A 20,839-nucleotide genomic window follows, 5' to 3' on the forward strand; every position below is an offset into this window, starting at 1 on the left:
ATGGGCAAGTATTTTGGAACAGACGGCTTCAGAGGTGAAGCTAACAAGAATCTTACTTTCGAGCATGCAGTTCAGATCGGAAGATATCTTGGCTGGTACTATGGTGCTAACCATGGCAAAAAAGCTAAGATCGTAATCGGTAAGGATACAAGACGCAGCAGCTATATGTTTGAGTACGCTCTTTGCACAGGCCTTATGGCCAGCGGAGCTGATGCTTACATCATGCACGTTACAACAACTCCTTCCGTAGCTTATATCACAAGAGTTGACGATTTTGACTGCGGAATCATGATCTCCGCTTCTCACAATCCATACTATGACAACGGCATCAAGCTCTTTAACGGCAATGGTGAGAAGATGGATGAGGAGACAATCTTAAGGGTTGAGGATTACATCGACGGCAAGATTGAGATTCCAGTAGCTGAGAGAGAAGAGATCGGAAGAACAGTTGACTATGTTGCTGGTAGAAACCGTTATGTAGGATACCTTATTTCCAATTCCAAATACAGCTTCAAAGATAAGAAGATCGGTCTTGACTGCGCTAACGGTGCTTCATGGCAGATCGCCAAGGGAGTATTTGATGCCCTTGGAGCTAAGACCTATGTTATGAACGACGAGCCAGACGGCTACAACATCAACACAGACTGCGGATCAACTCATATTGAGCATCTCCAGAAGTTTGTAGTTGATAAGGGACTGGATGTCGGATTTGCTTTTGATGGCGACGCAGACAGATGCCTTGCTGTAGATGAGAAGGGCAACGTAATTACAGGTGATCACATCATCTATATCTATGGCCTTTACCTCAAGGAGAGAGGCGCCCTTGCAAACAACAAGGTTGTTACAACAGTAATGAGTAATTTCGGCCTTTACAAGGCTCTTGATAAGGTTGGTATCGAGTACGAGAAGACCAAGGTTGGTGACAAGTATGTATACGAGAACATGGTTACATACGGACACCGTGTTGGTGGTGAGCAGTCAGGACACATCATCTTTACCAAGTATGCAACTACTGGTGATGGAATTCTTACAAGCCTTAAGCTCATGGAGGTTATGCTTGCAAAAGAGAAGCCTATGAGCGCACTTGCTGCTCCTGTTGTTTTCTATCCTCAGGTTCTTAAGAACGTAAGGGTAAAGAGTAAGCCCGATGCCCAAAATGATCCTGATGTTCAGAGTGCTGTTCAGGCAGTAGCTGATGCACTTGGAGATACAGGTCGTATCCTCGTAAGAGAGTCAGGAACAGAGCCTGTTATCAGAGTAATGGTTGAGGCTGAAACAGACGAAATCTGCGAGAAGTACGTAGATGACGTTATCAAAGTAATAGAGCAAAAAGGACATTTGGAGAAATAATATATGTGTGGAATAGTAGGATATATTGGACATAAGCAGGCAGCACCAATTCTGCTTGATGGACTTGCAAAACTTGAGTACAGAGGATACGATTCTGCAGGTATCGCTGTAAGAGACGGCGATGGAGCATCTGTTGTTGTTAAGACAGTGGGCAAACTTGCTAATCTTTCCAACAAGACTAATGGTGGAGCTGCTATCTCAGGATGCTGCGGTATCGGACATACCAGATGGGCTACTCATGGTGCGCCAAGCGTGACCAATGCTCACCCTCACGTAAGTGGAAGCTTTGAGCATTCAGGTTCAGGCAAAGATGATTCAGACGTTATCGGTGTTCACAATGGAATCATCGAGAACTATCAGGAGCTTAAGGCTAAGCTTATCAGACACGATTATGAGTTCTACTCAGAGACTGATACAGAGGTTCTTATCAAGCTAGTAGATTACTACTACAAGAAGTACAAGATGGGACCTATCGATGCTATTGCCAAGACTCTCGTTCGTGTACGTGGTTCATACGCCCTTGAGGTTATCTTCAAGGATTACCCAGGCGAGATCTATGTTGCAAGACAGCAGTCTCCTATGATAATCGGTGTTAAGGATGATGAGACATACATCGCATCTGATGTTCCTGCTATCCTTAAGTACACAAGAGACGTTTACTATATCGACAACCTTGAAATGGCAAGGATCAAGGCCGGTGAGGTTACATTCTTTAACCTCGATGGCGATGAAGTGGAAAAAGAGCTTCAGACTGTAACTTTCTCTGCTGAGGCAGCAGAAAAAGGCGGTTTCGAGCACTTCATGATGAAAGAGATCCATGAGCAGCCTAAGGTTGTTGAGGATACAATCAGTAAATACATTAAGGGCGATACAATCGACCTTTCAGAAGTTGGAATAACAGCAGAAGATATCAAGGATATCAATCAGGTATACATCGTAGCCTGCGGTTCAGCATGGCATGTTGGTATGGAGATCCAGTACATCGTAGAGGATCTTACAGATATCAATGTAAGATGTGAGCTGGCTTCAGAGTTCAGATATCGTAAGATGTCACTTAATCCAAACGCTCTGGTTGTTGTTATCTCACAGTCAGGAGAGACAGCAGATTCCCTTGCAGCACTTAGAATGGCCAAGGAGAGCGGTCTTAAGACACTTGCTATCGTCAATGTAATCGGATCTTCTATCGCAAGAGATGCAGATCATGTTATGTATACTCTTGCTGGACCAGAGATCTCAGTTGCTACAACCAAGGCTTACAGCTGTCAGCTTATCTGTGGTTACCTCCTTTCCCTCAAGCTTGCTGAGGCTAGAGGAACCCTCACAGATCCTGACAAGATGAAATACTACATCGATGAGATCAAGAGCATCCCATCCAAGATCGAGAAGATCCTTGATGAGAAGGAGCGCATCCAGTGGTTTGCAGCCAAGTACTCAAACGCTCAGGACGTATTCTTCATTGGAAGAGGTCTCGACTATGCTATCTGCCTTGAGGGAAGCCTTAAGATGAAAGAGATCAGCTACATCCACTCAGAGGCATACGCAGCAGGCGAGCTCAAGCACGGAACTATCTCTCTTATCGAGAAGAACACTCTTGTAATCGGAGTTCTCACACAGCCAAGTCTCTATGAGAAGACCATATCCAACATGCTTGAGTGTAAGAGCCGTGGTGCTTACCTCATGGGACTTACATCCTATGGCAAGTACGAAGTAGAAGATCAGTGCGACTTCACAGTATATGTTCCAAAGGTTGACGAGCACTTCGCAGGAAGCCTTGCGATCATTCCTCTTCAGCTTCTTGGTTACTTCACATCAGTTGCAAAGGGTCTCGATGTAGACAAGCCAAGGAACCTCGCAAAGTCCGTAACAGTAGAGTAAAAATAAGGGCGTGAATTAGTAAAAAACTAATTCACGCCTTTTTGTTTTTATAGTAAGTACAAGAACACATTTCATACCAGAGACAGCTTTTAGTGCTCCTGGTATGTAGTTTTTTGCATGATAACATCTGATATTTTATAAAAACACATATCAGAAGGACTGTTTGGCCAATCTGGTATGAAGCCCCGACGTAAGTCATGAGACTTGCGTCGGGGCGTTACAATTCAAGCAGTGGGGTATGAAGTTTTACTTCAGGATTACAAAGCTCTGGGGATCCATGATCAATGAGTTCTCTTTGATCTCCGTAGTACCGATCTCATAAATTTTCTCGCGTTTCTTGGAGACGCTTACGCCGGCCTTCTTTTCTGAAGGGTTGATGGCGACGTACAATTCACCTCTCTTAAATACAAATGGGAATTCCTCAGCTTCGGCGTAGACAACTTCGAATTCGCTGTCTGCATGGAGGTCTGTGTATTCGTGGCGGATCTTGGTGAGGGCCTTAACAGTGCTAAGAAGGGAGTCTGGATCGTTTTCCTGGGATGTTACTGTAGGTGCGTCAGCAGAAGGATCTACGGGAAGGTAGATGTCTTTTGAATCAGCATCAGAAAATCCCAGGTTCTTGCCGTGGTTCCACTGCATTGGTGTGCGGGAACCGGTTCTTGTGTAGCCGCCTTCCTTGGTAGGAATATCAAGGTAGCGCATTCCGATCTCATCGCCGTAGTAGATAAATGGAACACCAGGGAGAGTCAGGAAAAGAGCTGTGGCAAGCTTAAGTTCCTGGAACTCCAGGGTTCTTCTTGGTCTTGGAGTATCATGGTTACAGGTGATAAAGCTGATGTAACCATCGTCCTTGGTTGAATCATATTTAGGAAGGAAGTCGTTGAGGAATCTCATGATATCCCCGTTTCCATCCTTTTTAAGGAAGCTGTGGTCACCGCCTGCTGTCTCATAGTCACGAAGAAGAGTATTGTAGCCATTTCCGTGGTGATCAAGATAAAAGTCTGCGTGGAATCCGCTCTTAAGGGACTGCATAGGGTTGCTCCACTCAGAGATGATAGCTGCCTCAGGATAGTCAGCATCAAGCATTGCTCTGATATCCTTCCAGATAGCACCGGTAGCTGACTTGTTCTCGTCGTCTTCCTTAACAAGGGAATCAGCCATATCTACTCTAAAGCCATCGCAGCCTCTGTCGAGCCAGAAGCGCATAACGTCCTTAAGAGCCTCTCTGGTAGCAAGGCATGCTGGATCATCAGGAGCCTTCTGCCAGTCCTCAGTTCTATTAAGGAAGCCGTAGTTAAGAGCTGGCTGACACTTAAAGAAGTTCAGCATATAGCAGCCGTCTCTGTCAGCTTCTCCTCCTATATAAGGATGTCCCGGTACTCCCTGGAGCCAACCATTGGTCCATACATATCTGTCGGAGTATTCGTTTCTCGTAGCTTTTTTACTTTCTAAAAACCATTCGTGCTCTTCAGAAGTGTGACCTGGTACAAGGTCTAGAAGCACATGGATATCTCTTTTATGGGCCTCTTCAAAGAGTTTATAGAGGTCTTCGTTAGTTCCGTATCTTGGAGCAACCTTCTTATAATCTCTTACGTCGTAACCTGCATCCTTAAAAGGAGAGTCGTAACATGGGTTGATCCAAAGGGCGTTACATCCAAGACTCTTAACATAGTCAAGCTTCTCGATAATTCCGTTTATATCGCCTATTCCATCTCCATTTGTATCCTTAAATGACTGTGGATAGATCTCGTAAAATATTGCGTCTTTTAACCAGGCTGGCATCACTTTACCTCCATACAATCAATAAATTTTGTTTTCTTTGTCTTTTAACAATAGCACATAATAATGGTACTTTCCACAGTTTTCGGAAACGTTTCCGAAATACTTTTCCCTCTTGAATTTTTCGTCAAAAAAGTGTATGTTATACGTGTCTGTACAACTGGCGGATAAGTGGGTAACCACATGGGAGTATAGATTAATAATGAACAGTCGACCGCCTGGGCAACCGCTTTTAGTGGAATGCTCAGGCGGTTTTTTTGTAGCTTTTGAAAGGAGCCACGCATGGTAGAGTTAACAAAAGAGATCAGCAGCACAACCTATCCTGGAAGAGGAATCGTGATAGGTACTTCAGAGGACGGCAAGTACGCAGTTTGCGCTTACTTCATCATGGGAAGATCAGAGAATTCAAGAAACAGAGTATTTGTAGAGGATGGTGAGGGCATTCGCACCCAGGCCTTTGACCCTTCCAAGATGGAGGACCCAAGTCTTATCATCTACGCTCCAGTAAGAGTTCGCGGCAATTCAACAATCGTTACAAATGGCGATCAGACAGATACTATCTATGAGCTTATGCAGGCTGGACAGAGCTTTGAGGAGTCCCTCAGAACAAGAGAGTTTGAGCCTGATGCTCCTAACTACACACCTAGAATTTCAGGTATCATGAACGTTGATGACGGCGAGTATAACTTCGCTCTTTCAATCCTTAAGAGCAACCACGGCGATCCATCATCATGCCAGAGATTTACATTCACCTATGACAAGCCTAAGGCTGGTGAGGGATACTTCATTCACACATACATGGGAGATGGCAATCCACTTCCAAGCTTTGAGGGAGAACCTACTTGTGTAAACATAACAGGTGATATTGATACATTCACAAAGAGTGTATGGGAGGCCCTTAACGCTGATAATAAGGTATCTCTTTTCACAAGATATATCGAGATCGCAACTGGCAAGGCAGAGTCAAGAATCGTTAACAAGAACGCTTAATTAAGGAGAAAAACTATGAGAGAAATCGAACTTAAATATGGATGCAACCCTAATCAGAAGCCTTCAAAGGTATATATGGAGAACGGTAATGACCTCCCTATCGAGGTTTTAAACGGCCGTCCTGGCTACATCAATCTCCTTGATGCATTAAACGGCTGGCAGCTGGTTTCTGAGCTTAAAAAAGCCACAGGACTTCCTGCAGCTACATCATTCAAGCATGTTTCACCAGCTGGTGCTGCTGTTGGCACCAAGCTTACAGATATCGAAAAGAAGATCTACTGGGTAGAGGACCTTGGCGAGCTCAGCCCTCTTGCAAACGCATACGCAAGAGCCCGCGGCGCTGACAGAATGTCTTCATTTGGTGATTTCATCTCTCTTTCAGATGTCTGTGACGTTGATACAGCCAAGCTTGTAAAAAGAGAAGTTTCAGACGGTATCATTGCTCCTGGCTACACAGATGAGGCTCTTGAGATCCTCAAGGCTAAGAAGGGCGGCAACTACGCAGTAATCAAGGTTGACCCTAACTACGTTCCAGATGAGATCGAAAAGAAGCAGGTATTTGGCGTGACCTTTGAGCAGGGCCACAACTTCATCGAGATCGGCGATGACATGTTCAAGAACATCGTTACAGATAACAAGGACCTTCCTGAGTCAGCACTTATCGACCTCAAGATCGCTCTTATCACACTTAAGTACACACAGTCCAACTCAGTTTGCTACGTAAAGGGCGGAGCTGCCATCGGTATTGGTGCTGGACAGCAGTCCAGAATCCACTGCACAAGACTTGCAGGATCCAAGGCTGACAACTGGTTCCTTCGTCAGTCACCTCAGGTTCTTAACCTTCCTTTCCTTGATAGCATCAAGCGTCCAGACAGAGACAATGCTATCGACCTCTACATCGGAGAGGATTACATGGACGTTCTTGCTGATGGCAAGTGGCAGAACATCTTCAAGGAGAAGCCTGCTGTATTTACTGCAGAGGAAAAGAGAGCATGGCTCGACAAGAACACTGATGTTGCCCTTGGCTCTGACGCTTTCTTCCCATTTGGTGACAACATCGAGAGAGCATTTAGAAGCGGCGTTAAGTATGTAGCACAGCCTGGCGGATCAGTTCGTGACGACAACGTAATCGAGGCTGCAAACAACCATGATATGGTTATGGCCTTCACAGGGTTACGTTTATTCCACCACTAATTTGCCCACCCGATAATATATAATCAAGCATCAAAAATCCCTTTCTCCTCGAGGCTGTCGCTTAACCTCGTCGAAAGGGATTTTTTGATTGCTTGGAAAAGATATAAAAAGGGAGCGTGAAATATGAGAAATTCACGCTCCGGAAGTTCAAATGCTATTGTGAAAATATCACGTTTAAAAGATTACATCAATTTCTCGTCGTAGATAGCTCTTTGGCCGCCTACGTATTTAGGACGGTGTCGTGCGCAGATGATAGGCGCTTCGCCGATCTTTCTTAAAGAGATTCTCATGGGAACTACAACGCTGTGCATATGCATTCCTATCATGGTTCCGCCTATATCGATTCCTGCGTCGGCTTTTCCGCCGATGTCTTCTACAAGAACAGGGTCATCAAATCTCTGGAAACACACAGTTCCAAAGGCTCCTCCAGCGTGGTTTGGCTGAGGGATAGCGTTGACCTGCTCAAATCCGTATTTTTCCATAGTGGATCTTTCAACTACAAGAGCTCTGTTTAAGTGCTCGCAGCACTGGGCTGCGGCCAGAATGCCGTGTCCCTTAAGGACAGGGATGATACCGTCAAATACTGCATTTGCAGCATCCATGTTGGTGGCTGTGCCTATCTGATCACCTAAAATTTCGCTTGAAGAGCATCCTATCACAAATATGGAACCTTCCCTGACATTAGCTCCCTCAAGGATCTCCATAACTGCCTGTTTGCTCTGCTTAGTAACTTCTGAAAAATCCATTATGCTCACTTCCTCGTTATTATGAATTGTATTCCATTCTCTGGAAAATCTTCCCAAGACCTGCCTTGTAATACAGGAGGAGGGATGCGACTACGCCAAGAAGCGCCTGTGCTATCTCATAAGGGAGCTTGATCATGGCATATTCGAAGGTGCTGTACACAAAGGTCTTGCCCAGTGTGTAGCCCACTACCATTATAACAGCTCCTACCAAAGTTCCAATAAGTGAAGAAGAAAAATGTTTGAGCTGATCCTGGCCTCTGCCCCTGCTTGCAATAAGTGAGATTGCAACGGCCTGAAGACCATGTGTTACAAGTGATACGAACATTGGTGCAGGGTAAAAGAGCATGTCCCCCAGAAATGATCCAACCCCGCCAACGATAAATGCTGCAACCGGATCAAGCAGCAGTGCAGCTGTGCAGATGATCGCATCGCACAGATACAGATGTCCTCCTGGAACCGGAATGCCAAAGCTTGACATGATGATGTTGAAGGCCATAAATAAGCCTGTCAGCGCGATCCATTTAGCTCTGTTTGTTGTTTTTAGTGGTGCTTTTGCCTGTACGTTTTCCATACTTTAGTCTCCTCCTGGTGTCTTGGTTTTTCTTGACTTATAAACTTTGAATAATATATCATTTATCTGGTAACATTAAAAATATCAGTTTTGGAATATTTTATATAACCAGATGAAAAACACAAAACGATATCTTACGATTTATGAGCAGGTCCGTGAGGACATTATTGAAAAGAGATACCACAAGGGGGCAAAGCTTCCCTCCAAGCGTGTCATGGCTGAGCGCATGGGAGTCAGCGTCATTACTGTGGAACACGCCTACGAGCTTCTTGCTGAGGAAGGCTATATCATGGCCAGGGAAAAGAGCGGATACTTCGTTATCTTTGATGATAACGACATCTACACTTCTGCTCCAAGCCCCGTGCAGAAAATGCTTCCAGACTATAGTTCTGACCACACTGGTAAAAGAGCTATCGACAGACTGGAGTTTTCATACTCTATCTACGCTAAAACCGTAAGGAGAGTTCTAAGTGAATATGGACCCTACGTCATGGAAAAATCGCCTTTTAAGGGGCTTTTAAGCTTTAGAAAGGCCATATGTGAGTACCTTGGAAGGAGTAGACATATCCAGGTTGTACCAGAGCAGATAATCGTGGGAGCGGGAGCTGAGTACCTGTATGGACTTATAGTTCAGACCTTTGGAAGAGACATAAGCTATGGTCTTGAAAGCCCCTCCTATCAGAAGATTGCCAAGGTGTATGAGTCAGGAGGAGCAAGGCTTGAAATGCTGCCTCTTATCAGTGATGGAATAGACTCAAAAGCTCTCTGGGCTGGAAACATGAAGGTTTTGCATATAACCCCGTACAGGAGCTTCCCAAGCGGAGTTACGGCATCTGCATCCAAAAAGAGAGAGTATCTTAAGTGGAGTCAGCAAAAGGATGCCTACATTGTGGAGGATGATTTTGAGTCGGAGTTTACACTCAGTAGAAAGGCGGAGGAGACTCTTTTCTCCATAGATAAGAGTGACAGGGTGATATATGTAAATACCTTTACAAGGACCATCGGAAGTTTCGTCAGGTGTGCATATATGGTTTTGCCTAAAGCTCTTTTGCCCAAATTCGATGAAAGAGCAGGGTTCCATGAATGTCCCGTCCCAACACTGGATCAGCTGGTGCTTACAGCCCTTATCGAGAGTGGAGATTTCGAGAGGCATATCAACAGGGTCAGAAGGCACAACCGCCAGAAACAGGCACAGTAGAGCTGCCCATAACTAAAGTTTCGCATATATTAGGCTTTTTTTATATATTCTTAATTTTTGCTGAGGGGTAATGTGTTAAAATATGATTGAAAGTTTATGAAATTTTGTATCATGAGGTACCAATGGGCGGATTGGACAACATCGCAAAAATCGAATCTGATCATATAGATGAACTTACAGGTTTTTTCAACATCAATGGCATGATAAGCCAGATACAGGGACATGACGCCCATGCTGATGAAAATTCTGTGATAATCTATCTTAATGTCATGAATTTCAAGACCTTCAACCAGCGCTACGGCTTTGCCGGTGGCAACGATTTCCTAAAGGGAATGGCAAAAGAGATTCAGGACATTTTTCCTGATGAGCTGGCAGCCAGAACAGGTGGCGACCAGTTTATTATTCTTGGAAAATCCCTAACCGAAGAAGCGATACTGGATAGACTAAAAAGACTGAGAGAGGCAGTTACCAGGCACCAAAAGGGCCTTCCTATGCGAATCAAGGCGGGTATTTATCAGGCTATGGGTAACGAAGCTTATCCTGTTGTAATGATCGACAGGGCCAAGATAGCCTGTGATGAAATCATTAAGGTCTATGACAAGGACGACAATTTCTTTAGCGACGAGCTTAACAAAAAAAATGAGCTCAAGCAGTACGTCATAGATAATTTTGAGGATGCATTTAAAAAGAACTACTTCAAAGTTTATTACCAGAAGGAGGTCAGGAGCCTTACTGGAAAGGTATGCGGCTATGAGGCCCTTGCAAGGTGGCAGGACCCTGAGATGGGGCTTATATCCCCTGCTATATTCGTAGAAGTGCTTGAGAGTGTAAGGCTTGTCCACAGGCTGGATATATGTATTATTGATATGGTGTGCGCTGATTTAAGGGATGACATTGACAGTGGTTTTGCAGTTGAACCGATATCAGTTAACCTTTCACAGCTCGATTTTGAGCTATGCGATATCATGGCTGAAATTGACAAGTGCAGGGAAAAATATGATATTCCTGTTGATCTTCTTCATATAGAGGTCACTGAGAGTGCAATTTCCTCAGGCTCTGATTTTCTTGGAGAGCAGATAAAGAAATTCAGGGATGCAGGCTATGAAGTCTGGATGGACGACTTTGGCTCTGGCTACAGTTCTTTAAACAATCTAAAGAACTACGACTTTGATTATCTTAAGATCGACATGGCTTTTCTTAGGACCTTTGACAGCAACAAAAAATCCAAGGTCATTCTTGCAGCTATAGTTAATATGGCAAAAGAGCTTGGAATCCACACCCTTGCAGAGGGTGTGGAAACCCAGGAACAGTACGATTTCCTTCGCAGGATAGGATGTGAAAAATTGCAGGGATATCTTTTTGGTAAACCTAAGCCTGTAAGTGATTTTGTCAGGGAAGTGGATTGCAGCATGGATGTATGTGAAGATCTGCGATTCAGCAAGTATTACGACAAGATCGGTGAAGTCAACTTCCTCGGATCCACGCCTCTAAGACCCAAGACCATGGAAGTTGTCAATAACACTCCTATATCCATAAGCGAATTGAAAGAGGGCATCCCAAGGTATATCTATGCCAACAACGCATATCTTGAATTCCTTAGCTCCCTTGGCTTGTCCAGCATGGAGCAGGCCAATGACGCCTACGCTGAATCGGATATTCCGGAGGTTCGGGAGTATGCAGCTGCAATGGAGAGAGCATCTAAAAATGAGTCTCACAGAGCAGAAGTAGACAACATCACCAATGGCAACATTTGCAGAAATAAGATAAGGTTCCTTGCTGAGGCTGAGGGCAAAAAAGCTTTCGCCGTTGTTTCAAGAAATCTCACCACCAAGGCTGATACGGATCTTGCGGAGTCCATGCAGGTTGCCATGGCCCACGTATTCTTCCAGTATTTCAGGGTTGATCTCTTTGATGAAAATGGCACGGTGGAAAATATTTTCCTAAATGGAGATCAGGTGGCTGTGGCTGATAAAGAGCCTGATTCTGTAAAAGCCTGCAAAGCATATGCCAATATGTATCTGCACCCTGAGGACAGGGATAGATTTGTTGAGTTTTATGATATGACAACCGTAAAGCAGAGGTGCGATGCCTGCGACGCAAACTATATTGTAGATTATTATCATTCTGCTATTCCCGGTGATAAAGGCAGAATGCAGATGTACATGCTGCTTCCTTTTAGGTACAATGGTAAGTGGAAATATATCTCATGCTGCAGATACGCAGATGAAATTGAAGACACTTGGAAGTAGCAGGTAGAGCATGCTTAGGTTTTGTTTTGGGGCTTCTGGTGCGGGGAAGAGCACCAGGATTTACGACGAAATAATTAGGAGAAGTATGACAGATCCCGGCACTGATTATCTGATAATCGTGCCGGATCAGTTTACTATGCAGACACAGAAGGATGTAGTTAAAATGCACCCTTCTCATGCCATAATGAACATTGATGTATTGAGCTTTGGCAGACTCTCTCACAGGGTATTTGAGGAGACCGGCCACGGCTCTTTTTGCGTTCTTGACGACGTGGGCAAGACCCTGGTCCTTAGGCACGTGGCGGATATGCTAGGGGATAGACTCCCTGTCCTTGGCGGCAATATGCACAGGCCAGGATATATCGATGAGGTCAAGTCCACAATCTCCGAGTTTATGATGTACGGTATCGGAGATCAGGAGCTGTCTGTCCTTGAGGAAAAGAGCTCTAAGAAGGGTGCACTTTGCAGCAAGATCAAGGACCTTCGCCTTCTCTACAGCGAGTTTCTTAAGTACATCGAGGGAAAATACATAACAACAGAGGAGACTCTGGACGTTCTTGTAAAGGCCCTTCCTGAGTCTGCTCTTATAAGGGACAGCGTCATAGTATTTGACGGCTTTACCGGCTTTACTCCTATTCAGTACAGAGTTTTAAAAGAGCTTCTGGCCCTTTCAAAAGAAGTGATGGTATCTCTGACAATAAGTCCCATTGAGGACCCATACGCCGCTGAATTTGGAGAGCAGGAGCTGTTTATGCTAACCAAAAAGACTGTTCGTGACCTTGAGCGCCTTGAATATGAGCTCCAGAGAGAAAAGGGCTCTACAATTCCTGACTTTTCTGCCTTTAGGGAGCTGCGTCATCGTGACATGGCAGCGGTTGGTGACAGAGGTGACATATTTATAAAAGATGAGGTTGTGGCAAGACATAAGGACAATGAAGCTCTTGCATATCTTGAGAGATCTCTTTTCCGGTATAAAAATGACAGATTTGCCGGCAGGAACGACTCCATATTTATCTATGAAGCCACCAATCAGGCCCAGGAGATAAGGCAGACCATGATCAAGATAGCTGACCTTATAAGGACCGGTAAGTACGCCTACAGGGATATTGCCCTTGTCTGCGGAAGCCTCGAGGCCTATGGAGAGCAGATCGCAAGGGCTGCGGAGAGGTTTGATATTCCGGTCTACGTGGACCAGAACACCAGCATTTTACTTAATCCATTTATCGAATATATCTCAAGCGCCCTGAATATCGTAATTTCAGGCTACAAGTACGAGGATGTGTTCCACTACATGAGAAGCGGCCTTACATCCTTTGATATGAACGACACTGACCTTCTGGAGAACTACGTAAGAGCCCTTGGAATAAAGGGGGAGAAGTCCTGGGAAGATAAATTCCTTCGCCGCATGCCAAAGAGATTTAGGAAGTTTGCTGACCCTGATAAGAGGAGCCAGAAGGACCTTGAAGTCCTTACTAAGCTTGAGGGCATGAGAGAAGCCATAAACTCTGAGCTTTCACCCCTCTTTAAGGCCAAGAACGGCACGGCAAAAGAGATAATAGACGCCCTTATAGAGGTGATAGAGGGCAATGGCTCAAGAGATAAGCTTGAGAACTACAAACAGCGCTTTGAAGCCATGGGAGACCTTAAAAAGGCAAGAGAGTACGACCAGATATACGACAAGGTAATGGCGCTTCTTGATCAGATAAGAGGCCTTATTGGCGACGAGAAGCTTGGAATAACTGAATTCAGAGATATTGTGACTGCAGGAATAGGCGAGATCTCAGTTGGAACCATTCCTCAGGACGTAGACAGGATAATTGTGGGCGATATTGAGAGAACAAGGCTCAAGGAAGTAAAGGTCCTGTTCTTTGTTGGAGTTAATGACGGTAATATCCCTTCAAATGTTGGCGGTGGCGGCATTTTGTCGGACATCGACAGGCAGTACCTTATAGACCTTGGAACAGATGTGGAATTTGCCCCAACACCAAGGCAGCAGATGTATATACAGAGGCTCTATCTGTACATGAACCTGACTAAGCCAACGGATAAGCTATTTCTGTCCTATGCTGAGCTCTCAGGGGATGGTAAGAGCTTAAGCCCTGCTTACCTGATCCCAAAACTCACACAGATGTATGAAGGATTAACGGCTGAGCGACCTGAAGATAACAGCTTAGAGGATCAGCTTGTTTCCAAAAAGGATGGAATGTATACCCTTTCAGCCCTTATGTGCGACTATGCTCATGGAGGGCTCAAGGAGAGCGACCAGAAGTATATAGCAGCTCTTGGAAAGGCTGTTTACGATGACAATACTAAGGGGCTTATTGGCAGACTCACAGAGGAGGCCTTTAAACACTATGAATCAGAGCCTCTTTCCAAGGCCATTGCTCTTGCCCTGTACGGAGCAACCCTTGAAAACAGTGTCAGCAGACTTGAGCAATATGCAAGCTGTGCATATGCCCACTTTGTAAAATACGGCTTAAAGCTTGATGAAAGAGAAGAATACGAATTTGCAGCTTCTGACCTTGGCAATGTATTCCATAAAGTCCTGGAGAAATATACAGGTGAGATAATTGAAAAACATCTGGACTGGAGAACTTTGTCAAAAGAGGAATCTGACAGGATGTTAAATGAAGCTTTATCCGAGTGCGTGGATGCTTATGGTGACACTATTTTGCGAAGCAGCGCCCGCAATCAGTTCATGATCGGAAGGATAAAGAGAATCCTTTCAAGGACTGTGGACACCCTTCAATACCAGATGACAAAAGGATTCTTCGAACCTGCTTCTGTGGAAATGAGTTTTGAAGAAGCTGGAAGTATAGACGAGATAAACATAGTTCTTTCAGAGGATGAAAAGCAGGGCATCACAGAGAGAATGAAACTAAACGGAAAGATTGACCGGGTTGATCTATATGTGGATCCGGAACACGTTTATGTGAAGGTCATGGATTTCAAATCAGGAGCCCATCAGTTCAATATTGCTTCACTATACTATGGTTTGCAGCTTCAGCTTGTGATGTATATGAACGTTGCAGCTGCATCCCAGAAAAAGAAATCCCCGGAAAAAGAGATCGTTCCTGCTGCCATTTTGTACTATCACGTCACAGACCCCGTGGTTGAGGGAAAAGAAGGAATAATAACAGATGATATCAATAAAGCTGTTCTTTCAAAGCTCAAAATGACCGGATTGGTCAGCCGAAATACAGATATCGTCAGACTACTTGATAAGGACATTTCAGGCTCTTCAGATATCATTCCTGTAATGATCAAAAAGGACGGAGATTTCGGAGCCAAATCCCAGACAGTAAGTCCGGAAGACTACGAGGCTATATCTGGTTTTGTTAACAGGAAGATAAGAGACTTTGGAAGGAATATCCTAAATGGAGATATAAACGTCAATCCATATGTGATGGATAAGAGAGAGTCCTGCACCTATTGCAGCTACAGGGCTATCTGTGGATACGATGAACGAATAAAAGGCTTCAAAAAGAGAAATCTTGATCTTGATCCTCAGGATGCAATGGCTCTGATTCGTGAAGAAGCAGATAAAATTAATTAATAAATTAACTAATCGGGAAACAGATTATGGGAGTACAATTCACACCAGAACAACAGTCGGTAATCGATGAAAGAAATAGTAATCTCCTGGTATCTGCTGCGGCCGGATCCGGCAAGACAGCTGTACTTGTTGAGCGCATCATTCAGATGATAAGTAATGACCTTGATGTTGATCATCTTCTTGTGGTTACTTTCACCAAGGCTGCAGCTGCTCAGATGAGGGAGAAGATCACCCTTGCAATACAGAATAATCTTCTTGAGGACCCTGACAATGTTCACCTTCAGAGACAGGAAACTCTGATCCACAATGCCCAGATCACGACTATTGACTCGTTCTGTCAATACGTTATAAGGAACAATTTTGGATCTATAGGAATTGATCCAGCATTACGAGTTGCAGATGAGGGAGAGCTTAAACTTATATCTGAGGATGTCATGCAGCAGATGCTGGAGGAAGAGTATGAGAAGGCCAAGTCAGATGATGACAGCGACTTTCTCTTTTGCATGGATTATTTCGCTACAGGCAGCCGTGATGATAAGGTTGAGGAATATATTAATCAGTTATTTGATTTTTCCATGAGTATGCCATGGCCAGAGGATTGGATCAGGGAAAGGGCCTATGATTATGATATTGACGAGGATGAGTTTGAAGAGCTTCCCTGGGTCAAAGAGTGCCTGTACCGTACAGGAGTGAAACTAAGGGAATTCATAGATAAGCTGGACAGTGCCATGGATATTGCAAATGAACCAGATGGTCCATATATGTATGGCGATACCCTTGAAGATGACAAAGCCAGTATTGGTGCGGTTTTACAATATGATACCTACAACGCCCTGTTTGACGGTATCAGAGGGATTACCTTCGGTAATTTGTCAGGAAAAAAGGACCCTGGCGTGAATCCTGAAAAGAGGGAAGCTGCCAAGGCCATCAGGGACGGAGTAAAGAAAGAGATTGAAAAACTAAGGGAGCGTTATTTTGCCCTTACAAGAGATACCATCGTCTCCCAAATGAAGCTGTGCGACAGAGCTGTTAAGGAGCTTTGCAGGCTGACCCTTGAATATAAAGAGAGATTTGAAGAAAAGAAGAGGGAGAAGCAGGTCATCGATTTTCCTGACATGGAGCATTTGGCTCTTCAGATACTGGTTCAGCACCCGGATCAGGACAAGTGCCAGGGCAAGTCCGTTCAGGAGATCATTGACATGTGTACTCCCAGTAACGTGGCTCTCGAATACAGGGAATATTACAGAGAGGTACTTATTGACGAGTATCAGGACAGCAATAACGTTCAGGAGCTGATCCTTAAGTCTATTTCCGGTGAAGTCGCAGATACCTCTGAGAGGTTCATGGTTGGTGACGTCAAGCAGAGCATCTATAAGTTCAGGCTTGCAAGGCCTGAGATCTTTATGGACAAGTTTAAGACCTATGACAGGGAGGCTGGCTCAGGCAACAGGCGAATCGACCTTCACATGAACTTCAGAAGCCGCAGTGAGGTTCTTGATCTGTCTAACTATATCTTCAAAAAGATCATGGGATCTGACCTTGGAGGAGTAGATTACGACGAGGATGCAAGGCTCGTATTTGGAAAAACTGACTTCCCGGAACCTGCATTTGATGTAAACAGTGAATTTCTCATGGTTGACGGCTCTGACCTCTTTGGAGGTGGCGATGGAACTCCTATTGAAGACTATAATCCAAGAGAAAAAGAGGCGCTGGCCATTGCAGAGAGGATCCACGAGCTTAAAAAAGAGAATCCTGATATAAAATACAAGGATATCGTCATTCTGCTGAGGTCCCTGTCCGGTTGGGACTCAGTATTTAAGGAAGTCCTTGAGAGTCAGGGCATTCCAACATATATAGAGTCCAAGAAGGGATACTTTGATGCCCCAGAGGTGGCCATTCTCCTTGATATGCTGTCCATTGTGGATAATCCAAGGCAGGATATTCCTCTCATAGCTGTAATGCACTCACCTCTTGGCTCCTTTACGGATGAGGAACTGGCCCAGATCAGGATCGCTATAGACAAGGATAAGGAGCTTGCCCTTTCTGATTCCTTCTATGACGCCCTTACTGCAGACCTGAACCTTACAGACGTATTAAAGAACAAGGTTAAGACCTTTGTGTCCATGATCGAGGAGTATAGGATCAGATCCACCTATACCCCTGTCCATGAGCTTTTGCAGGATATCATAGACAGGACTGACTATGAGCTTCTCATTTCAGCTCAGCCTTACGGAGTTCAGAGAAGAGCCAATGTTGAGCTCCTTATAACTAATGCCCTAAACTTTGAAAAGACAAGCTTTAAAGGGCTTTTCCACTTCGTCCGCTACATCGAGCACATCAAAGTCGTGCAGGTGGACTACGGCGAAGCTGGAACAATAGATGAAAATGCAGATGTGGTGCGTATCATGAGTATCCACAAGAGCAAAGGTCTTGAATTCCCTGTTGTTTTCGTGTCGGGCATTCAGAAACAGTTTAACATGAGAGAGACAACAGGAGACCTTATCCTGGATATGGACTTTGGCCTTGGTGTTAAGTGCATTGACGCGGGACTTCGTGTTAAGTATGACACCCTTAAGAGGCGGATAGTATCTGACAGTATGAAACTTGACAGCATTGGGGAGGAGATAAGAGTCCTCTACGTTGCCCTTACAAGAGCCAAGGAGAAGGTTATCCTTACCATGTTCTCCAAGGATCTTGCAGATACAGTATCCAAAGCCCTTGGAAAGATAAAGGTCCTTGGCGGGCCAGAAGATCTTTTACCCTATTCAATGAGAGCGGGAGCAGATAGCTTTTTTGACATGATAATGCCTGCAGTGGTATTAAATCCGGGCTTTAAGGATATCCTTGACAGGTATCAGATTTCCTCAGATGAGTACAGTGACCGGGCAGAGAGAGCTGGGAAGGTTCCAACCATCAGGTTTAGGGCTGTTACTGGCAATGACCTGACTTCTTCCATGATCTCTTCCCAGGTGGAAGCAGCCCTGAGAAAGGAGAACCTTAAGTCCATGCTCATGGGCGATGGGGCAGATAAAGAGCTCCTTTCAAGGATTCAGGACAAGTTCAGTGCTGTATACAGTTTCGATGCGCTGAAAGGTCTTTTCACCAAGACCACAGTATCAGAGCTTAAGCATGCAAGGATGATAGAGGAAGGCGAGGTGTTTACTGAGCCTGCAGCCTTTGCAGCTGATTCTGAAAAAGAGCTGTCGAAGTCCCAGGCGGATAGCCGCGCAGCAGGTGCAACCACCCTTACTGGAGCTGAGCGAGGAACAGCCTACCACAGCATTATGGAGCTTCTTGATGATACCGTTTATGGAGATGAGGCGCTGATGGCCATGGCCCGTGAAACCGGTAAGACATCAGACAGATCCAAGGCTTCCGATAAGGTCTATGGCTTTATCATGGGTAAGATTGAAAAGGGCGTTATTCCTGAAACCTACAGGGAATGCGTATGGAGCCCGGATATCGTGACTTTCCTTGCAACAGACCTTGGTCAGAGGATGGGAGAAGCCTATCGGAGAGGAGAGCTTTTCAGGGAGAAGCCATTTATGATGGGAGTTTCTGCCAGCGAATTAAAACCTCAGTTCCCGGATGAAGAGATGGTGCTGGTTCAGGGTATTATCGACGCATGGTTTATTGAAGATGATGAGATAATTCTCCTTGACTACAAGACCGACAGGGTTGACGACGAGGATACTCTTATAAGGCGCTACAAACTTCAGCTTGAGCTATATAAGAGAGCTCTGGAAGCTGCAACAAAAAAGAAGGTCAAAGAAGTATATATATACTCCTTCGACCTTGGAAGCGTCATAAAGCTATAACGTGAATGTAAATACCAGTGCCACGGCGTTGGCAGCTGCGTGCACAAGAAAAGGGATTGTCAGAACTCTGTTTTTATAATAGCTGTAAGTGATGACAAGTCCCATAATAAATCCGTACACCATCTGGACCGGATTTAGATGATACAGACCAAACAGGGCTGCGCATATCACCACTGATAGCGCGGCTCTTTTTGTGTATTTAAGGAGCAGGTTAAAGATAAAATATCTAAACAGAAGCTCCTCGATAAGAGGCGTTGCAAAGCAGTACAAAATGATCAGAACCGGCAAAGAATTGCTGACATAGAAAAGCCCCGTGGCTGCTTTGTTGAAGGAGGGTTCAGTGACCAGACCCGTGATGTTTGCTGCGAAATTCAACACACCTGCCAAAGCCGCTCCTATAGCGGCCCACAGGACATATATATACCATTTCGGCCGAACGAACGGCAGATCAAAATCGAAAACTCCGTCAAACATCTCTTTTCCTCCAAAAAACTATTGACAATCCCTTAGCAGAAGTGTTTAATGATTACTGAACTTCATAGAAACGCTAGGGGAGCAATGCTGAGAGTGTACGCCATGTGCGTCTAACCCTTATTACCTGACCCGGATAATACCGGCGTAGGGAAGCTTTTTTATTCAATATCAGGTCGTAGATTTACATTATACCTTTCTTTTAACCTGATAGGAATACTTAGAGATGACATCCTCCCCAAGTGTAAACACACCACGGGAGGATTTTTGTATGAATCTATTTCTTGCACCAGTTGTAGAGGATGGATACACCACCTACAGCATCACCAATGGGGGCTACGCCCTTTCAGTAGTTCTGGCTATCGCCATTCTGCTCCTTGTAAGCTACTTTATCAACAAGGACGGACAGTTCAAGATCAGTATCAAGCAGATGACAGTTTCAGCTCTGTGCCTTGCTCTTGCTTTTGTCCTTTCTAACATCAAGCTCTTTAAGCTTCCAATGGGCGGATCGGTTACTGTATTTTCTATGTTCTTTGTAACCTTTATCGGATACCTCTATGGCCCAAGAGTAAGCCTTTCAGCGGGTTTTGCCTACGGACTTTTGCAGCTCATAGTAGATCCATATATTATCAGCGTTCCACAGCTGCTTTGCGACTATTTCCTGGCATTTACAGCTCTTGGTATTTCAGGATTCTTTTATAGCAAAAAGAATGGCCTTATCATTGGCTACATCGCAGGTATCCTGGGAAGATTCTTCTTCTCAACGCTGTCCGGAGTGATATTCTTTGCTGACTACGCTCCAGAGGGAATGAATCCTCTTGCTTACTCAGCAGCTTACAACGGATCCTACATTGCAGCAGAGGGAGCAATCACCATCATACTTCTTGCAGTTCCTGCAGTTCATGACGCTCTTTCACGTATTAAGAGAGAGGTCAATGAAAAGAGCCTCAGGAAACAGGTACAGCTCGGCTGATCTGGTGAAAAGAGCTATTTGCGATATTTCAATATAAGACAAAAATTAAGGGAGTCTGGATAATTCCAG

13 protein-coding genes and 2 riboswitches are annotated in these 20,839 nt (G+C 44.7%); of the genes, 9 read left to right on the forward strand and 4 right to left on the reverse strand.

Going from position 1 to position 20,839, the window contains the following annotated elements:
- Together glmM and glmS are read left to right on the forward strand one after the other, a co-directional pair.
- Entirely contained in the window at window positions 1-1,350 is a 1,350-nt protein-coding gene (glmM, locus tag D6855_RS00550) for a phosphoglucosamine mutase (RefSeq protein ID WP_120736959.1), read from the forward strand.
- 3 nt (window positions 1,351-1,353) lie between these two features.
- Window positions 1,354-3,225 carry a glutamine--fructose-6-phosphate transaminase (isomerizing) gene (gene glmS, locus D6855_RS00555; protein WP_120736961.1) on the forward strand — a complete coding sequence of 624 codons (1,872 nt, stop codon included), beginning with the start codon at window positions 1,354-1,356 and terminating at the stop codon, window positions 3,223-3,225.
- A 246-nt stretch (window positions 3,226-3,471) separates the two neighbouring features.
- Here glmS and D6855_RS00560 read toward each other — a convergent pair whose 3' ends face one another.
- The gene (locus tag D6855_RS00560; protein WP_120736963.1) at window positions 3,472-5,007 is read right to left on the reverse strand and encodes an alpha-amylase family glycosyl hydrolase; all 1,536 of its coding nucleotides are present in this window, start codon (window positions 5,005-5,007) and stop codon (window positions 3,472-3,474) included.
- 143 nt (window positions 5,008-5,150) lie between these two features.
- Window positions 5,151-5,235: riboswitch (ZMP/ZTP riboswitch) on the forward strand.
- 51 nt (window positions 5,236-5,286) lie between these two features.
- On the opposite strand from D6855_RS00560, the gene D6855_RS00565 reads away from it, so the two are divergent.
- Window positions 5,287-5,994, forward strand: a complete 708-nt coding sequence (locus D6855_RS00565; RefSeq protein WP_120736965.1) for an IMP cyclohydrolase — start codon at window positions 5,287-5,289, stop codon at window positions 5,992-5,994.
- A gap of 15 nt (window positions 5,995-6,009) precedes the next feature.
- Window positions 6,010-7,188, forward strand: coding sequence for a phosphoribosylaminoimidazolecarboxamide formyltransferase (locus D6855_RS00570; RefSeq protein ID WP_120736967.1), 1,179 nt, complete (start codon window positions 6,010-6,012; stop codon window positions 7,186-7,188).
- Between the two features lie 182 nt (window positions 7,189-7,370).
- Here D6855_RS00570 and D6855_RS00575 read toward each other — a convergent pair whose 3' ends face one another.
- Both D6855_RS00575 and D6855_RS00580 read right to left on the reverse strand, forming a co-directional pair.
- A complete protein-coding gene (locus tag D6855_RS00575) occupies window positions 7,371-7,934 on the reverse strand; it encodes a TIGR01440 family protein (protein WP_120736969.1) in 564 nt (187 codons plus the stop codon).
- A gap of 19 nt (window positions 7,935-7,953) precedes the next feature.
- The gene (locus D6855_RS00580) at window positions 7,954-8,505 is read right to left on the reverse strand and encodes an ECF transporter S component (protein WP_120736971.1); all 552 of its coding nucleotides are present in this window, start codon (window positions 8,503-8,505) and stop codon (window positions 7,954-7,956) included.
- Between the two features lie 112 nt (window positions 8,506-8,617).
- Here D6855_RS00580 and pdxR point away from each other — a divergent pair, with 112 nt between their 5' ends.
- The 4 genes from pdxR (at window position 8,618) to addA (ending at window position 19,326) form a co-directional block, all read left to right on the forward strand.
- A complete protein-coding gene (gene pdxR, locus D6855_RS00585) occupies window positions 8,618-9,703 on the forward strand; it encodes a MocR-like pyridoxine biosynthesis transcription factor PdxR (protein ID WP_120736973.1) in 1,086 nt (361 codons plus the stop codon).
- A 122-nt stretch (window positions 9,704-9,825) separates the two neighbouring features.
- Window positions 9,826-11,952, forward strand: coding sequence for a GGDEF domain-containing phosphodiesterase (locus tag D6855_RS00590; protein ID WP_120736975.1), 2,127 nt, complete (start codon window positions 9,826-9,828; stop codon window positions 11,950-11,952).
- Between the two features lie 10 nt (window positions 11,953-11,962).
- The gene (locus D6855_RS00595) at window positions 11,963-15,508 is read left to right on the forward strand and encodes a PD-(D/E)XK nuclease family protein (RefSeq protein ID WP_120736977.1); all 3,546 of its coding nucleotides are present in this window, start codon (window positions 11,963-11,965) and stop codon (window positions 15,506-15,508) included.
- A gap of 26 nt (window positions 15,509-15,534) precedes the next feature.
- A complete protein-coding gene (gene addA, locus D6855_RS00600) occupies window positions 15,535-19,326 on the forward strand; it encodes a helicase-exonuclease AddAB subunit AddA (RefSeq protein ID WP_120736979.1) in 3,792 nt (1,263 codons plus the stop codon).
- On the opposite strand, the gene D6855_RS00605 is transcribed toward addA, so the two are convergent.
- Complete coding sequence (locus tag D6855_RS00605; RefSeq protein WP_120736981.1) at window positions 19,321-19,800, reverse strand: CPBP family intramembrane glutamic endopeptidase; 480 nt, start codon at window positions 19,798-19,800, stop codon at window positions 19,321-19,323. The genes addA and D6855_RS00605 overlap by 6 nt on opposite strands.
- A 65-nt stretch (window positions 19,801-19,865) precedes the next feature.
- Window positions 19,866-19,968: riboswitch (TPP riboswitch) on the forward strand.
- 100 nt (window positions 19,969-20,068) lie between these two features.
- Between D6855_RS00605 and thiT the strand changes: the two genes are divergently transcribed.
- Entirely contained in the window at window positions 20,069-20,770 is a 702-nt protein-coding gene (gene thiT / locus D6855_RS00610) for an energy-coupled thiamine transporter ThiT (protein WP_120736983.1), read from the forward strand.
- Window positions 20,771-20,839 lie beyond the last annotated feature (69 nt).

The sequence above is a fragment of the Butyrivibrio sp. CB08 genome, from assembly GCF_003625485.1.
Taxonomy (GTDB): domain Bacteria; phylum Bacillota; class Clostridia; order Lachnospirales; family Lachnospiraceae; genus Butyrivibrio.

What these genes read in the sequence shown, in the direction of transcription:
- glmM (WP_120736959.1), top strand. Translation starts at nt 1, where the DNA reads ATGGGCAAGTATTTTGGAACAGACGGCTTCAGAGGTGAAGCTAACAAG.
- D6855_RS00605 (WP_120736981.1), bottom strand. Translation starts at nt 19,800, where the DNA reads ATGTTTGACGGAGTTTTCGATTTTGATCTGCCGTTCGTTCGGCCGAAA.
- D6855_RS00590 (WP_120736975.1), top strand. Translation starts at nt 9,826, where the DNA reads ATGGGCGGATTGGACAACATCGCAAAAATCGAATCTGATCATATAGAT.
- thiT (WP_120736983.1), top strand. Translation starts at nt 20,069, where the DNA reads ATGAATCTATTTCTTGCACCAGTTGTAGAGGATGGATACACCACCTAC.
- D6855_RS00570 (WP_120736967.1), top strand. Translation starts at nt 6,010, where the DNA reads ATGAGAGAAATCGAACTTAAATATGGATGCAACCCTAATCAGAAGCCT.
- D6855_RS00595 (WP_120736977.1), top strand. Translation starts at nt 11,963, where the DNA reads ATGCTTAGGTTTTGTTTTGGGGCTTCTGGTGCGGGGAAGAGCACCAGG.
- D6855_RS00565 (WP_120736965.1), top strand. Translation starts at nt 5,287, where the DNA reads ATGGTAGAGTTAACAAAAGAGATCAGCAGCACAACCTATCCTGGAAGA.
- D6855_RS00560 (WP_120736963.1), bottom strand. Translation starts at nt 5,007, where the DNA reads ATGCCAGCCTGGTTAAAAGACGCAATATTTTACGAGATCTATCCACAG.
- addA (WP_120736979.1), top strand. Translation starts at nt 15,535, where the DNA reads ATGGGAGTACAATTCACACCAGAACAACAGTCGGTAATCGATGAAAGA.
- D6855_RS00580 (WP_120736971.1), bottom strand. Translation starts at nt 8,505, where the DNA reads ATGGAAAACGTACAGGCAAAAGCACCACTAAAAACAACAAACAGAGCT.
- pdxR (WP_120736973.1), top strand. Translation starts at nt 8,618, where the DNA reads ATGAAAAACACAAAACGATATCTTACGATTTATGAGCAGGTCCGTGAG.
- D6855_RS00575 (WP_120736969.1), bottom strand. Translation starts at nt 7,934, where the DNA reads ATGGATTTTTCAGAAGTTACTAAGCAGAGCAAACAGGCAGTTATGGAG.
- glmS (WP_120736961.1), top strand. Translation starts at nt 1,354, where the DNA reads ATGTGTGGAATAGTAGGATATATTGGACATAAGCAGGCAGCACCAATT.